The sequence below is a fragment of the Micromonospora sp. NPDC005324 genome (assembly GCF_040607155.1).
GTDB lineage: Bacteria > Actinomycetota > Actinomycetes > Mycobacteriales > Micromonosporaceae > Micromonospora > Micromonospora trifolii.
This window is the reverse complement of the sequence record NZ_JBEXGE010000044.1, coordinates 1-14,137: the sequence shown is the minus strand read 5'-3', so window position 1 is coordinate 14,137 and position 14,137 is coordinate 1. Positions and strand designations below refer to the sequence as shown.

Here is a 14,137-nt window from a genome sequence, read left to right as displayed (position 1 = left end):
GCACCTTATGCGGTGCGGCGATCCACCTCGCGCGGGGTGCCCTGGGGAACGTCCGCGCCGTGCACACCGAGGAAGCCGGCGACCGCGGCCGGCCAGCCGAACTCCTCGGCCCGCGCCCGGGCGGCCTGCCGCCGCTGCGCCTCCGGCCGGGCCGCCAGGCGGGTCACCGCCGCCGCCATCGACACCCCCGAGCCGTACGCCGCCAGCCCGGCCTCGCCGACCACCTCGGGTAGCGCACTGGCCGCGTTGACCACCACCGGAGTGCCGCAGGCCAGCGCCTCCAGGCCGGCGAGACCGAAGGTCTCCACCGGGCCCGGCGCCAGCACCACGTCCGCGCTGGCCAGCAACGCGGCCACCGCGGCGCGGTCCGGCAGGAAGCCGGTGAAGGTGACCGGCAGGCCCGCCGCCCGCCGGGCCAGCGCGCCGCGCAGTGGGCCGGCGCCGGCCATCACCAGCACCGCCGGCACGCCATTGCGGCGTAGCTCGGCGAGGGTCTGTAGGGCCAACTCCGGCCGCTTCTCCGGGGAGAGCCGCGCGCAGTGCACCAGCAGCAACTCGCCGGCGTCGGCGTACCGCTCGCGCACCAGGGGATCGGCCCGATGCGGGGCGAAGGTGTCCAGGTCCACCCCGAGCGGCACCAGATCCACGTTGTCGGCGCCGATCCGGTCGAACTCCTCAGCTGCCCACCGGGTCGTGCAGACGATCCGGTCGTACGCCCGGCTGGTCGCCCGGTTGAGCCGGTCGGCGGTCGGCGGTCGCAACGCGTCCGGCACACCCCACTGGCCGAGCAGCCCGGTCAGCGACTCGTGCGACACCATCACCGACGGCACCCCGTGCGCCCGCGCCCACCGGCCCGTCCAGCGCAGCGACGACCGGTCGGAGACCTCCAAACGGTCCGGTGCCAGGTCGGTGAGGAGCCGGGCCAACCGGCGTCGGCCGGCCAGCAGCCGGTAGCCACCGCTGCCCGGCAGCCGCGGCCCGGGCACTGTGACCACCCGCCCCCACGGATACGTCTCGTCGGCGGCCCGCTGACCGGGTATCACCAGCACCGGATCGTGCCCTGCCGCCCGGTAGCCCGCGCCGAGGTGCCGCAGCGCGGTACGCAGTCCGCCGGACCGTTCCGTGACGAAGTTGGCGAGCCGCACGATCCGCAGCCCACCGGCGGGTCCGGTCACGAGGCGGCCGGCAGGCCGACGGTGGCGGCAACGGCGCGTACCGCGTGGTAGTGCCCGATCAGCTCGTCGCCGACCGCCGCCCAGCTGCGGCGACTGACCGCGACCCGGGCGGCCAGCCCGTAGGCCCGCCGCCGGTCGGCGTCGCCGGTCAGCTCGGCCACCGCCGCGGCGAGCGCGTCGCCGTCGTTCGGCGGCACGAGCAGGCCGGTCACGCCGTGGTCGACGAGGTCGACCGGGCCGCCGCTGGCCGGCGCCACGACCGGCACCCCGGAGGCCAGCGCCTCCTGGATGGTCTGGCCGAAGGTCTCGTGCGGTCCGGTGTGCACGAACAGGTCCAGGCTGGCGTAGAGCCGCGCCAGGTCCTCGCCCTGCTGCACGCCGAGGAACGTCACCCCGGGCAGCTCGCGCGCCAACTGGCGGTGGGTGGGGCCGTCGCCGGCCACCACCACCCGTACGCCGGGCAGTCGGGACGTCGCCGCCAGCAAGTCCACCCGCTTCTCCGGGGCGAGCCGACCGACGTAGCCGACCAGCAGCTCACCGCCGGGTGCCAGCCGGTCCCGCAGCGCCGCGCACCGCTTGGCCGGATCGAAGCGAACGGCGTCCACACCGCGCCGCCACAGCCAGATCCGCTGCACCCCGTTCGCGATCAGGTCGGCGGCGGCCCGGGTGGAGGGGGCGAGGGTGCGCTGCGCCGAATTGTGGATCTCGCGGATCCGCCGCCACGCCGCGGCCTCGCCCCAACTGACGCGGTACGCCCTGGCGTACGCCGCCACATCGGTCTGGTAGACCGCCACCGTGGGCAGCGCATGCCGGCTGGCCAGCGTGGCCGCCCGGGCGCCCAGGACGAACGGACTGGCCAGGTGGACCACGTCCGGCTCGGCCGACAGCAGCGCCCCGGTCAGTCGGGAGTTGGTCGGCACCCCCAGCCGGAAGCCCTGGTAGCGGGGCAGCGGCACGCTCGGGATGCGCACCACCGGGTACGGCAGCCGGTCGATGTTCTGCCGGCTGGCGCCCGGCGGGGAGGGCGCGATGACCACCGGCTCATGGCCCTGGTCGAGCAGGTGCTCCGCCGTCCGCACCACAGAGTGCGCGACGCCGTTCACATCCGGTGGGAACGACTCGGTCACGATGGCGATCCGCATGCCCACACCGTGCGGGTGCCACGGGTGCGCCAGACAACCGCCCGCTGACCGGCCGGCGAACAGTACGGCACAACACCGGGGCCCGGCCTCGCAAACCGGGACTCGGTGCGTCAGATGTCGTAGCTGGCGCCGGGCCGGACCACTTCGAGCGGCCCGGTGTACGCGGAGGCGGCCGACTCCAGCGTGTGCGCCTCGCTGCCCCAGGCGGGCACCAGGTGGGTGAGCAGCAGCCGGCCCACAGCGGCCTTGGTCGCCGCCTCGCCGGCCTCCCGACCGGTCAGGTGCAGATCCGGCGGATTGTCCATGCCGTCGAGGTAACTGGCCTCGCAGAGGAACACGTCGGCGTTCTGGGCCAGCCGCAGCAACGCCTCGCAGGGTGCGGTGTCCGACGAGTAGCACAGCGAACGACCGTCGTGCTCCAGCCGCACGCCGTAGGTCTCGACGGGGTGGTTGACCCGGTCGACGGTGACGGCGAACGGGCCGATCGGGAAGGTGCCTGGCTGGAGCGCGTAGAACTGGTACACGTCCTCCACCGAACCGTCGTCGCCGTACGCGGCGCTGAGCCGGTCCGGCGCGCCGGACGGCGCGTACACCGGCAGCGCCGGGTAGGGGCCGTCCGGGGCGTACCGGCGCACCACCACGTACAGCACGGCGTCGAACATGTGGTCACAGTGCAGGTGGGTCAGCAGGATGGCGTCCGGGGCGTGCAGCCCCGCGTACCGCTGGAGGCTGGACAGCGACCCCGAGCCGAAGTCGACAAGGAGCCGGAAGCCGTCGGCCTCGACGAGATAGGCCGAGCAGGGCGACTCGGGGCCAGGGAAGCTGCCGGCGCTTCCCAGAACGGTCAGTCGCATCGAGTGGTCTCGCTGTCACTATCAGTAGCACCCGCACCGGCGATGGTCCCGGCCATGATCTCTACCGACGCGTACGCCACGCTGCGCAGCCTACGCTGGCGCACCCGGCGGCAAGAATCATCCAACGGAAGTTGTCACGAACGTGACACCTGCTCGCGGTACGTCGGGAAGCGCACGGGCCGCCGACAAATGTCGACGGCCCGTAGTCGGCAGACCAGATCGGTCAGGCCCAGAGCTGCCCCTCCAGGGCGTCCTCGGCATCGGCGAGTGTGCCGCCGTACGCGCCGGTGGACAGGTACTTCCACCCGCCGTCACAGACCACGAAGGCCACGTCGGCCCGCCGGCCGTCGCGCACCGCCTCGTGCGCCACCGCCAACGCGGCGTGCAGGATCGCACCTGTGGAGAACCCGGCGAAGATGCCCTCCACCTCGACCAGCTGGCGGGTGCGCAACACGGCGTCCCGGGTGCCGACCGAGAACCGCCGGGAGAGCACCGAGGCGTCGTAGAGCTCCGGAACGTACCCCTCGTCGATGTTGCGCAGGCCGTAGACCACCTCGCCGTAGCGCGGCTCGGCGGCCACGATCTGTATGCTCTCGACCTTTTCCCGCAGGTAGCGCCCGGTGCCCATCAGGGTGCCGGTGGTGCCCAGCCCGGCCACGAAGTGCGTGATGCTGGGCAGGTCGTGCAGCAGCTCCGGCCCGGTCGTCTCGTAGTGCGCCCGGGCGTTGGCCTCGTTGCCGTACTGGTAGAGCATCACCCAGTCGGGGTGCTCGACGGCGATCTGCTTCGCCGTGGCGACCGCCTGGTTGGAGCCACCCGCCGCCGGCGAGAAGATGATCTCGGCCCCGTACATCCGGAGCAGCTGCACCCGCTCGATCGAGACGTTCTCCGGCATCACACAGACCAGCCGGTAGCCGCGCAGCTTCGCCACCATCGCCAACGAGATGCCGGTGTTGCCACTCGTCGGTTCGAGGATGGTGTCACCCGCGCGGAGCCGGCCAGCCTCCTCCGCCGCCCGAACCATGAACAGCGCCGCGCGGTCCTTGATGCTGCCGGTGGGGTTGCGATCCTCCAGCTTGGCCCAGAGCCGCACCGGAGGGGCCCCGTCGGGCACCGTCGGGGAGAGCCTGGGCAGGCCGACGAGCGGCGTACCCCCGCTGGCGTCGAGCAGGCTGTCGTACCGCGCCATGGCGGCCGACCTCAGCGAGCCGCGACGGCGGCGGCGTGCGAGCTGATCGCCGCGGCGGCGGCGCTGTGCGAGCTGATCGCCGCGGCGGCGGCGCTGTGCGAGCTGATCGCCGCGGCGGCGGCGAAGCCGAACGCGCCGCCGGCCACCGCCGGCAGGATGGTGACGCTGTCGCCGTCGGAGAGCTTCGCGTCCAGCGCGCCGAGGAAGCGGACGTCCTCGTCGTTCACGTAGACGTTCACGAAGCGGTGCAGCGTGCCCGCGTCGGTGATCAGCCGGCCCCGCAGACCGCCGTGCCGGGAATCCAGGTCGGTGAGCAGATCGGCGAGCGTGTCGCCGGCGCCGTCGACGACCTTGGCGCCGCCGGTGTAGCTGCGCAGGATGGTGGGGATGCGAACCTCAATGGCCATGATGTGGAAACTCCTCGATCGGGTGTGCCTACGGTGACGGGACGAGCGGGCTGCGGCGCTGACAGGTCAGCGGCCGGAACACTCGTAATCGACCGTCGCCGGGCTCTGCCCGAACATGTAGGACTGGACGGCGTGCGGGTCGACACCGGCCTCCACGACACGCACCGGCTCCTCGGTGACCACGCCGTCGACGATCCGGAACGACCGGATCTCCTCCGAGTCGGGCTCACGGGTCGAGACGAGCAGGTAGTGCGCCCCCGGCTCACCGGCGAAGGAGACATCCGTCCGCGACGGGTACGCCTCGGTGGCGGTGTGCGAGTGGTAGATGACGACGGGTTCCTCGTCCCGGTCGTCCATCTCCCGCCAGACGCGCAGGTGCTCCATCGAGTCGAACTCGTAGAAGGTCATCGACCGCGCGGCATTGTCCATCGGGATGTGCCGGGTCGGGGTGTCGCTGCCGACGGGACCGGCGACCACGCCGCACGCCTCGTCTGGGTGATCCCGGCGCGCGTGGGCGACGATCGCGTCGATGATCGACCGGTCGATGCTCAGCACGTGCACCAGCCTAACGCCTGCCGGGCACGGGCCGAAGTGGTGCCGGTCACCCCTAGTCGATCAAGGCGTTGAGCAGCGACTCCTGTAGATATCCGAGATAGGCGTAGACCGAAAGCTGGAACACCCGGCTGGAACCCGGGTCCTCAGCGACCGCGTCGTCCAGCTCCTCGCCCAGATCGGTGCCGTCCTTGATCTCCAGGCGGACGCCCATCGCGAGCCGGGCGTCGTTCAGCGCCCGCAACCACGCCTCGGCGGCCTCGGCGTCCAGCCGCACCTCGCCGCCGGCCTCGTCCGGCAACGCGGCCAGGATCGCCCCCGCCTGATCGATCTTCGCGGTCTTCAGGTCGCCCTCGGTGTAGCGGCGAAACTCTGCGGTGCCCGGAGCGTCCTTCGGGTAGACCGCCGGAAAGAGCCGACCGACGACCGGGTCGCTGTGGTCGAAGCCGTCGGTGAGCAGACCCACCACCTCGGAGGCGACCTTGCGCAGCACCCGCACCTCGTCAACGGCGAAGACGGCGACGTAGCGACCGGCCTGGCGATGGAACATGCTCATGATCTGTCCACCGTCGCCCACAGCCCGTACGCGTGCAGCTGCGACGCGTCGTGCTCCATCCGTTCGCGGGCACCTGTGGAGACCACGGCACGGCCCTTGTGGTGCACGTCCAGCATCAGCTGTTCGGCCCTCTCCCGGCTGTAGCCGAAAAGCTTCTGAAAAACCCAGGTCACGTACGTCATCAGGTTGACCGGGTCGTCCCACACGATCGTCACCCACTGCCGGTCGGACGCCGGCACCTCGTCAGTGTCCGGCGTCTCGACCGGTGCAACCTGCGGAGCCGCCATGCCCCCCATCGTGCCACCGGTTTCCCGGAACCGAGGAACCGGAACGCCGGCCCGGCGCGGATCACCCACCCCGGACCCTCCCGACCCGCCCCGGACGCCATCGGAGGCGGGGTCCGGCCCGGACCCGGACCAACCGGTGGGCGCGCCGTCAGGCGAGCAGAATGCCGTGATCGACTGCATCGGAGAGCACCACGCCCAGCGAGAGGCGGATCACCTCGAACCGTCGGGAGATCTCCCTGGACAACCCCAACTCGACCTCGCGCACCGCCCGTTGGGACCAGGCCCGCGCCGTGCTGTGGTCGTCCTTGCCGGGCGTACGCCACTGCTGCCAGCACCCGCCGGAGAGCGCCACCGCGACCGGCGGGAGCACCTCGTCCCGGGAGGCCGCCGGATAACTGGCGGCGGCGTCGATCGCCTCCAGGCCGGTCAGCTCGGCCACGCCGGCCGTGCTGGTGATCAGCAGAACCTTGTCCAGGTCGTGGCCGGGGCGGTGATCGGCCAGGCCGTACTGCACGGCGGCGGCGATCCGGCGTCGCACGCCCTCGGACGGCGGCGCCCCGAGCACCTGCGACGCGACGTCGGTCACGATGCCGCGCACCGCCTGATCGCACTGCGCGGTGGCCAACAGCGACAACGCCGCCATCTCCCGGTCGAGGAGATCCGGTAGGCCGGCACAGCCCACGCCGAACACGATCTCCTGAACGGCCCGCAGGTGGATGTTCGCCAGCTCCAGGGCGAGGTGCTGGCGGATCCGTTGAGCACACGAGCGGGTGTGGCGGTCGAGCCGCTCGGACCAGTCACCCGGATCGGCGGCCACTGCGACGCGGCCCTGCTGGCCCGGAAGGATCGGCGGGTCGACGCTGGCCCGCTGCAACCCCTCACGCGACGCCCAACCCACCAGCGCCCGCCGCAGGTCGGCGGCGGTGTCGGCGTCGTCGACCGGGAACCACCGCGCGCCGGCCAGCGCCGGCACCGCGGCCAGAAGCGCCGCCCGATGCGCCTCCACCGTCACCGCTACCGCGTCCACCTCGGTCTCCGCACCCCCGACCGGCGGGACGGACGCCCCCGCGCCCTCCGTAGTCGCCGTGCCGTCGCTCAGCGGAGCCCACCCCGCCGCGCCAGGAGTGACCGCGAAGACGACCTCCACCGAGGTTGGGGCGACTTCGGCGAGCAGGTTCAACTCGGCGGCGGTGAAGGCCTGGTCGGCGGCGATCACGAAGAGCAATGCGCCGGCTCGGCCCGCCGCTTCGAGCAGCACCCGGGTGCCGGACACGCCGAGGGTGGCGGTGTCCGGAACGTCGATCAGGGTGAAGTGCCGCAGCAGCGGCTCGGGCACGCTCAGCTCGACACGCCGGGGCGGGCGGGCCAACGCCGGACCGGCGGCGTCCCGGTCCGCGCCGTACGAGTGCGGCTGGCGGTAACCGGGCACGAACGCGGCCCGGGTGGGCACCTTGGCGTCGCGCACCACCAACCAACTGCCCGCCGGCACGGTGAGCATCACCGGATCGAGCCCGAGCAGGGTGGCCAGCACGGCACGCCGCTCGGCACCGGCCGGGCCGACGGCGATCACACCGAGCGGCTCGTCCGGAGGGGCGCCGGACACGCCGACCCGGGTGGGGAGGGGACCGCAGGTGGGTAGGTCGGTGGGGCCGGTCATGTCGCCCGGCGATTCGACCGAGGGGAGAGGGCCCTGCTTCATCAGGTGCCTCCCGTTGCAGGTGACCGAAGGTCCGGTCGCGAAAATTCCGGTGTGCAACCCGGATGTCGGAAGACTACGGGCGTGCTGGCAACCGGGCGGAACACCCCGAATACTCACCGGTAATTGTGCGATTACTCAACTTCGCACGGTGACGGTACGGGCGCGGACGGATTCCGGTCGATATGCTGCGCGAATGAGTCGATGGGAGTTCGTCGGCCGCACGGATGAGCTGAACCGCCTGCTGGAGGCGGTGACCGGTGAGGCCGGCCGCGGGCTCTTCTTCAGCGGCAGCGCTGGCATCGGCAAGAGTCGCCTGCTGCGCGAGGGCGTGGGCGCGTTGCCCACCGACCGGTTCGCGATCTGGTCCATCGCCGCCAGCGCCACCACCGCGGCGCTGCCGTTCGGTGGGCTGGTCCAGGTCCTCCCCGCCGAGCAGCCGCAGGGCCTCTCCCCCGCCGGCATCCTGCGCTGGGCGCTCAATGTGCTGCAACAGCAGGCGGCCGGCCGACGGATCGTGCTCGCCATCGACGATGCCCACCTGCTCGATCCCCCCTCGGCCGCACTGGTGCACCTGGTCGCCCGCGCCGAGAACGCCACAGTGGTCGGCACCCTGCGCGACGGCGAGCAGATCCCGCTGCCGATCCGCGCACTCTGGACCGACGACCTGGTCGAGCACGTCGAGCTGACCCCGATGCCGCAGGCGGAGACCACCGACCTGCTGGCGGCGATCCTGGGCGGCCCGGTCGACGCCGGCTCCGCCGACCGGCTCGGCCGGCTGTCGGCCGGCAACCCGCTGCTGCTGCGCGAGCTGGTGCACGCCGCCAACGGCAGCGCCGAGTTGAAGCGCACGTACGGGATCTGGAAGTGGACCGGGCGACTGGAGCTGGCACCCAACCTGACCGACCTCATCGACACCCGGGTCGGCAAGCTCACCGACGGCGTCCGCGCGGTCGTCGAGCTGGTCGCGTTCGGCGAACCACTGGGCCTGCACCTCCTGAGGCAGGCCGCCGAGCAGTCGGACGTGGAGACCGCCGAGGAACGCGGGCTGATCACCGTCATCCAGCACGACCGGCGCACCAACGTCCGGCTGGCGCACCCGCTCTACGGCGAGGTGATGCGCCGTCGCTGCCCGGTCAGCCGCACCCGCCGACTTCAGGCACACCTCGCCGAGCTGCTCGAGCAGGTCGGCAAACGCCGCCGCGACGACCTGTTGCGGGTGGCCGTCTGGCGACTCGACTCCGGCACCGCACAGGACCCGGCTCTGCTGCTGGACGCCGCGGTGCAGGCGTTCACCCGCTACGACGTGCCGCTGGCGACCCGCCTGGCGCGGGCCGCGCTGAACGCCGACGGCGGCTACGACGCGGCGGAGCTGCTGGCCACCATCCTGATGTTCGCCGACCGGCCCGACGAGGCGATCGACGTCCTCGACGCGGTCACTCCCGAGCCCGGCGACGAGCGGCGGCTCTGCCGGTGGCTGACCGTCCGCGGCATGGTCAGCTACTGGGGGCTGAGCCGGGAGTCCACGGTGGAGGAGATCGCAAGCCGGGTCGAGCAGCTCAGCGACTCCGCCGACCGGTCCCGGGTGCACGCCTTCGAGGCGATCATGCGCCTGCACCGACTGGACACGGCCACCGCGGTGCAGCTCAGCCGACGAGTACTGGACCGGCCGGCGGCCGGTGTCGCCGCCCGCGAGCTGGCCCGTTCCACCATCGCGTACGTCCAGGCCGCGCAGGGCGAGCTGACCCGCAGCGGTACGGCGATCGCCCAGGTGCACTCGGCCGCGGCGAGCTGGCGCACCGACATGCCGTACCTCCAGTTGGCCCTGGAGCTGGCCCGAGGCACCCGGCTCATGCTCACCGGCGACCTGGCCGGGATCGACGCGATCGTGGCCGACGAGTTCGCCGACCTCGCCGGAGCCGGCGACTTCCGCCTCGGCACCGGCTACCTGGCCATCCTTCAGGCGTACGCGGCCCGGCTGCGCGGGCAGAGCGACGCAGCCATGCGAACCTCGCTGGGCGCCTGCGCGGTGCTGGCCACGAGTCGTGTCTACGCCGGTCTGGCTCAGGCTGAACGCGCCCAGGCGGCGGCGCTGCGCGGTGACGCGGCACAGGCGGTTGCGGCGATGGCCGAAGCCGACCGCACCCACGCGCCGGGCATGGCGGTGCTCTACCCGTGGCTGGAGCAGGCTCGGGGCGCGTCGCTCGCCGCCTCGGGTGACCTGCCGGGCGCTGTCAAACACCTCGGTGACCTGGTGGATCGGCTGCGCTCGGACGGCTTCGCCGGGCACGAGGTGCATGTGCTGCACGACCTCGTCCGACTCGACCAGGCGGGCGTGGCGGTCGGGCCCACCTGCTCCGATGGTGGCCGGCGCACCGTCGCGCAGCGCCTCGCCGAGCTCTCCGAGCGGGTCGACGGGGTGCTGCCGCCGCTGCTGGCCCGGCACGCCCGCGCCGCGGTGACCGACTCCCCCACCGACCTGCTCGCGGTCGCCGACGACTACGCGGCCCTGGAGTTGACCGTGTACGCCGCCGAGGCCACCTCCCAGGCCGTCCAGCGGCTGCGCCAGCGACACTCGGCTGCGGCCAACGACTCCCGGGAGCGCCTCGCCGGGTTACTCGGGCGCTGTGACCTGATCCGGACGCCGGCGCTCCAGGCCGGCGCGCCCGTGCTCACCGAGCGGGAATGGCAGGTGGCGCGCCTCGCCGCGCACGGCGCCCCCAGCCGGGCCATCGCCGAACGGCTCTACCTCTCGGCGCGCACTGTGGAGAACCACCTCCAGCGGATCTACGCCAAGCTCGGCGTCACCGGCCGGGCCGAGCTGTGGGCGGCGTTACGTTCGATCCCGGGCCACAACGGCGGCGACCCGAGCTGAACCTTAGGCTGGGGCGGTGAGCATCCACCGCCCCGCGCTCCTGACCGACCACTACGAGCTGACCATGGTCAGCGCGGCACTGAAGGACGGCACCGCCGACCGCCGGTGTGTCTTCGAGGTGTTCAGCCGCCGGCTGCCCAGCGGCCGCCGGTACGGCGTGGTCGCCGGAACGGCGCGACTGATCGAGCTGATCCGCGACTTCAGGTTCGACCCCACGGAGATCGAGTTCCTGCTGCGAACCGGGGTGGTCGACGAAACGGCGGCGGCCTGGCTCACCGACTACCGCTTCACCGGCGACGTCGACGGGTACGCCGAGGGTGAGCTGTTCTTCCCTAATTCACCGATCCTCACCGTCTCCGGCGGCTTCGCCGAATGTGTGGTGCTGGAGACGCTGGCGCTGTCCGTGCTCAACCACGACAGCGCGGTGGCCGCCGCGGCGGCCCGGATGGTGACCGCGGCGCGGGGCCGGGCACTGATCGAGATGGGGTCGCGTCGGGCGCACGAGGATGCGGCGGTGGCCGCGGCGCGGGCCGCGTACCTGGCCGGGTTCCGGTTCACGTCCAACCTCGCCGCCGGCGCGCGCTACGGCATCCCGACGGCGGGCACGGCGGCGCACGCGTTCACCCTGCTGCACGACGACGAGCGGGCGGCGTTCGCCTCGCAGGTCGCCACGCTGGGCAAGGACACCACGCTGCTGGTCGACACGTACGACATCAGCCAGGGCATCCGCAACGCCATCGCGGTGGCCGGGCCGGATCTGCGGGCGGTACGGATCGACTCCGGCGACCTCGCGGTGATCGCCCAGCAGTCCCGGGAGTTGCTCGACTCGCTGGGCGCCACCGAGACCAAGATCATCGTTTCCGGTGATCTGGACGAGTACGCGATCGCCGCGCTGGCCGCCGAACCGGTGGACATGTACGGCGCCGGCACGGCCGTGGTCACCGGCTCCGGGGCTCCGACCGCCGGGCTGGTCTACAAACTGGTCGAGGTCGAGGGACGGCCGGTGGTGAAGCGCTCCGAGCACAAGGCCACCATCGGCGGCCGGAAGGTCGCGGTCCGTCGGCACAAGCCGACCGGCACCGCCACCGAGGAGGTCATCGTCCCGCAGGGTGTTCCGGACCGGCAGCCCAACGACCGCCTGCTCCAGCAGTCGTACGTGGTCGCCGGTGAGTCGGTGCCGCTGCCCACCCTCGACGAGTCACGGGAGCACCTGCGGGAGTGCCTGATCTCCATTCCGTGGGAGGGGCTGAAGCTCTCGGCCGGCGACCCGGCCGTGCCGGTCACCGTCGTACCCGCTGGCTGAGCCATTCCCCGAGCGCCACCGACCGACCGTGCGGAGAGAGGAAACCCCCCGATGGCCAACGCGCTGATCATCGTGGACGTGCAGAACGACTTCTGCGAGGGCGGCTCGCTGGCCGTCGCCGGCGGCGCAGGGGTGGCCGCCAGCATCTCCCGGCTACTCGCCGCCGAACCGGACCGGTGGACCCACGTGGTCGCCACCAAGGACTACCACGTCGACCCGGGTGCCCACTTCGGCGATCCGCCGGACTTCGTGGAGTCCTGGCCCCGGCACTGCGTGGTCGGCACCAGCGGTTCGGAGTTCCACCCTGAACTGGACACCGCCCGGGTCGAGGCGATCTTTCACAAGGGCGAGCACGCGGCGGCGTACTCCGGTTTCGAGGGGCACGCCGACGACGGCGAGTGCCTGGCCGACTGGCTGCGCCGACACGACGTGGACCGGGTCGACGTGGTCGGCATCGCCACGGACCACTGCGTCCGGGCGACCGCGCTGGACGCCGCCCGGGAGGGTTTCGCCACCACCGTGCTGCTGGAGTTGACCGCCGCCGTCGCCCCGGCGACCACCGACGTGGCCCTGCGCGCGATGGACGGCGCTGGGGTGATCATGCACGGCCAGCCTGTGATCACTGCCGCATGAGGCGCTAATTGGTTGGCCAAGGAGCCGCCGCCGGTCGAGGATGACGCCGGAGGTACGGACCCACGTGAACATGAAGCCTTACCGGCGGGCGCTCGCCCTGCCCGGCCTGCGGTCGCTGCTGGTGGTCGCCGTCCTCGCCCGCATCCCGCTCACCGCGACCGGGGTGACGCTGACCTTCCACGTGGTGCTCGACCTTGATCGGGGCTACGGGGCGGCGGGCCTGGTGGGCGCGGCCGTCACCGTGGGCGCGGCGATCGGCGGGCCGCTACTCGGCCGTCTCGTGGACCGGCGTGGACTGCGCCCGGTCCTGGTGCTCACCGGGATCGCCGAGGCGATCTTCTGGTCCACCGCGCCCACGCTGGCGTACCCGGTGCTCCTGCCGGCCGCCTTCGTGGCCGGCTCCTTGGCCCTGCCCATCTTCTCCGTGGTCCGTCAGTCGATCGCCGCGCTGGTCCCCGAGGACCAACGCCGCCCGGCCTACGCACTGGACTCGATGTCGGTGGAGCTGTCCTTCATGATCGGTCCGGCGTTGGCGGTGGCCCTGGTCACCGCGATCTCCGCGCAGACCACCATGTATCTGGTCGGTGGCGGCATCGTCGCCGCCGGGATCGCCCTGTGGGTGGTCAACCCACCGATCCGGGCGGCCACCGAGCCCACCGGCCCACAACGTCGGGTGCCGCGCCGGGAGTGGATGACCCCCCGACTGCTCGCCGTCCTGGCGCTCAGCGCCGCCGCGACCCTGGTGCTCGGCGGCACCGACGTCGCGGTGGTCGCCGTCCTGCGGGCCAGCGGCGAGGTCGGGTGGACCGGCGCGGTCCTGGCCATCTGGGCGGTCGCCTCGCTGGCCGGCGGTTTCGCCTACGGGGCCGTGCACCGCTCGTTCTCCCCGCTGGCAATGACCGCCGCACTGGCCGTGTGCACCATTCCGGTGGGGCTCGGCGGTGCGCACTGGTGGCTGCTGTGCCTGGCGCTGATACCCGCCGGCGCGCTCTGCGCGCCGACCATCGCCGCCGGCTCGGACGCGGTCAGCCGCCTGGTGCCGGCCGAGGTACGCGGCGAGGCGATGGGTCTGCACGGCTCCGCGGTCACCGTCGGCATCGCCATCGGCGCGCCGCTCGCCGGCGCGGTGATCGACGCCAGCGCGCCACTCTGGGGCTTCGTGGTGACCGGGGCGCTGGGCGCGCTGGTCACCCTGGTGGTGCTCCCGATCGAGCTGCGCCGCCGCCGCAACGCCGAAGCGGCCACCCCACCGCCCGTCGAGGCCGACCTCACCCCCGCCGCCCACTGACGACCGCGACGACGCAGCGAAGCTGACGGTCGGCGTCCCCTGCCGGTCCGCGTTGCGCTGTCTGACCGCGGCAACGGCACGCGGGACCGGCCTGCCGCGGGGCCCGCCGCGCGGGGCCCGCCGCGCGGGGTCCGCCGCGCGGGGTCCGCCGCCCGGGGTCCGCCGCCCGGGGTCCGCCGC

13 protein-coding genes are annotated in these 14,137 nt (G+C 72.8%); 4 read left to right on the top strand and 9 right to left on the bottom strand.

Annotated features, from left to right (window positions below; genetic code table 11):
* Nucleotides 1-5: 5 nt before the first annotated feature.
* From ABZS40_RS31315 to ABZS40_RS31275, 9 genes are all read right to left on the bottom strand, one after another.
* Entirely contained in the window at nt 6-1,175 is a 1,170-nt protein-coding gene (locus ABZS40_RS31315) for a glycosyltransferase (protein ID WP_354947540.1), read from the bottom strand.
* Nucleotides 1,172-2,317: a glycosyltransferase family 1 protein gene (locus ABZS40_RS31310; RefSeq protein ID WP_354947539.1), complete on the bottom strand. Its 1,146-nt coding sequence runs from the start codon at nt 2,315-2,317 to the stop codon at nt 1,172-1,174. The genes ABZS40_RS31315 and ABZS40_RS31310 overlap by 4 nt, the downstream gene beginning before the upstream one ends.
* 110 nt (nt 2,318-2,427) lie before the next feature.
* Complete coding sequence (locus ABZS40_RS31305; protein ID WP_354947538.1) at nt 2,428-3,171, bottom strand: MBL fold metallo-hydrolase; 744 nt, start codon at nt 3,169-3,171, stop codon at nt 2,428-2,430.
* A gap of 223 nt (nt 3,172-3,394) precedes the next feature.
* Nucleotides 3,395-4,360, bottom strand: a complete 966-nt coding sequence (locus tag ABZS40_RS31300) for a cysteine synthase (protein ID WP_354947536.1) — start codon at nt 4,358-4,360, stop codon at nt 3,395-3,397.
* 11 nt (nt 4,361-4,371) lie between these two features.
* On the bottom strand, nt 4,372-4,767 hold the full coding sequence (locus ABZS40_RS31295; RefSeq protein WP_354947534.1) for a MoaD/ThiS family protein: 396 nt from the start codon (nt 4,765-4,767) through the stop codon (nt 4,372-4,374).
* A 66-nt stretch (nt 4,768-4,833) separates the two neighbouring features.
* Nucleotides 4,834-5,322 carry a M67 family metallopeptidase gene (locus ABZS40_RS31290; protein WP_030487200.1) on the bottom strand — a complete coding sequence of 163 codons (489 nt, stop codon included), beginning with the start codon at nt 5,320-5,322 and terminating at the stop codon, nt 4,834-4,836.
* 52 nt (nt 5,323-5,374) lie between these two features.
* Nucleotides 5,375-5,875, bottom strand: a complete 501-nt coding sequence (locus ABZS40_RS31285) for a DUF2017 domain-containing protein (RefSeq protein ID WP_354947532.1) — start codon at nt 5,873-5,875, stop codon at nt 5,375-5,377.
* A complete protein-coding gene (gene clpS / locus ABZS40_RS31280; RefSeq protein ID WP_088946433.1) occupies nt 5,872-6,162 on the bottom strand; it encodes an ATP-dependent Clp protease adapter ClpS in 291 nt (96 codons plus the stop codon). The genes ABZS40_RS31285 and clpS overlap by 4 nt, the downstream gene beginning before the upstream one ends.
* Before the next feature lie 148 nt (nt 6,163-6,310).
* The gene (locus tag ABZS40_RS31275; RefSeq protein WP_354947530.1) at nt 6,311-7,861 is read right to left on the bottom strand and encodes a hypothetical protein; all 1,551 of its coding nucleotides are present in this window, start codon (nt 7,859-7,861) and stop codon (nt 6,311-6,313) included.
* Nucleotides 7,862-8,054: 193 nt separating this feature from the next.
* Between ABZS40_RS31275 and ABZS40_RS31270 the strand changes: the two genes are divergently transcribed.
* The 4 genes from ABZS40_RS31270 to ABZS40_RS31255 are packed head-to-tail and all read left to right on the top strand — an operon-like array spanning nt 8,055 to nt 13,957.
* Nucleotides 8,055-10,733, top strand: coding sequence for a LuxR C-terminal-related transcriptional regulator (locus ABZS40_RS31270; RefSeq protein WP_354947528.1), 2,679 nt, complete (start codon nt 8,055-8,057; stop codon nt 10,731-10,733).
* Nucleotides 10,734-10,749: 16 nt separating this feature from the next.
* Complete coding sequence (locus tag ABZS40_RS31265) at nt 10,750-12,036, top strand: nicotinate phosphoribosyltransferase (protein ID WP_354947526.1); 1,287 nt, start codon at nt 10,750-10,752, stop codon at nt 12,034-12,036.
* Nucleotides 12,037-12,087: 51 nt separating this feature from the next.
* The gene (locus ABZS40_RS31260; RefSeq protein WP_354947524.1) at nt 12,088-12,669 is read left to right on the top strand and encodes an isochorismatase family protein; all 582 of its coding nucleotides are present in this window, start codon (nt 12,088-12,090) and stop codon (nt 12,667-12,669) included.
* 40 nt (nt 12,670-12,709) lie between these two features.
* Complete coding sequence (locus ABZS40_RS31255) at nt 12,710-13,957, top strand: MFS transporter (RefSeq protein ID WP_354947522.1); 1,248 nt, start codon at nt 12,710-12,712, stop codon at nt 13,955-13,957.
* The last annotated feature ends 180 nt before the right edge of the window (nt 13,958-14,137 follow it).

Coding starts and splice junctions, on each gene's coding strand:
- ABZS40_RS31260 (WP_354947524.1), top strand. CDS start 12,088: ATGGCCAACGCGCTGATCATCGTGGACGTGCAGAACGACTTCTGCGAG.
- clpS (WP_088946433.1), bottom strand. CDS start 6,162: ATGGCGGCTCCGCAGGTTGCACCGGTCGAGACGCCGGACACTGACGAG.
- ABZS40_RS31300 (WP_354947536.1), bottom strand. CDS start 4,360: ATGGCGCGGTACGACAGCCTGCTCGACGCCAGCGGGGGTACGCCGCTC.
- ABZS40_RS31310 (WP_354947539.1), bottom strand. CDS start 2,317: ATGCGGATCGCCATCGTGACCGAGTCGTTCCCACCGGATGTGAACGGC.
- ABZS40_RS31295 (WP_354947534.1), bottom strand. CDS start 4,767: ATGGCCATTGAGGTTCGCATCCCCACCATCCTGCGCAGCTACACCGGC.
- ABZS40_RS31255 (WP_354947522.1), top strand. CDS start 12,710: ATGACGCCGGAGGTACGGACCCACGTGAACATGAAGCCTTACCGGCGG.
- ABZS40_RS31305 (WP_354947538.1), bottom strand. CDS start 3,171: ATGCGACTGACCGTTCTGGGAAGCGCCGGCAGCTTCCCTGGCCCCGAG.
- ABZS40_RS31275 (WP_354947530.1), bottom strand. CDS start 7,861: ATGAAGCAGGGCCCTCTCCCCTCGGTCGAATCGCCGGGCGACATGACC.
- ABZS40_RS31270 (WP_354947528.1), top strand. CDS start 8,055: ATGAGTCGATGGGAGTTCGTCGGCCGCACGGATGAGCTGAACCGCCTG.
- ABZS40_RS31285 (WP_354947532.1), bottom strand. CDS start 5,875: ATGAGCATGTTCCATCGCCAGGCCGGTCGCTACGTCGCCGTCTTCGCC.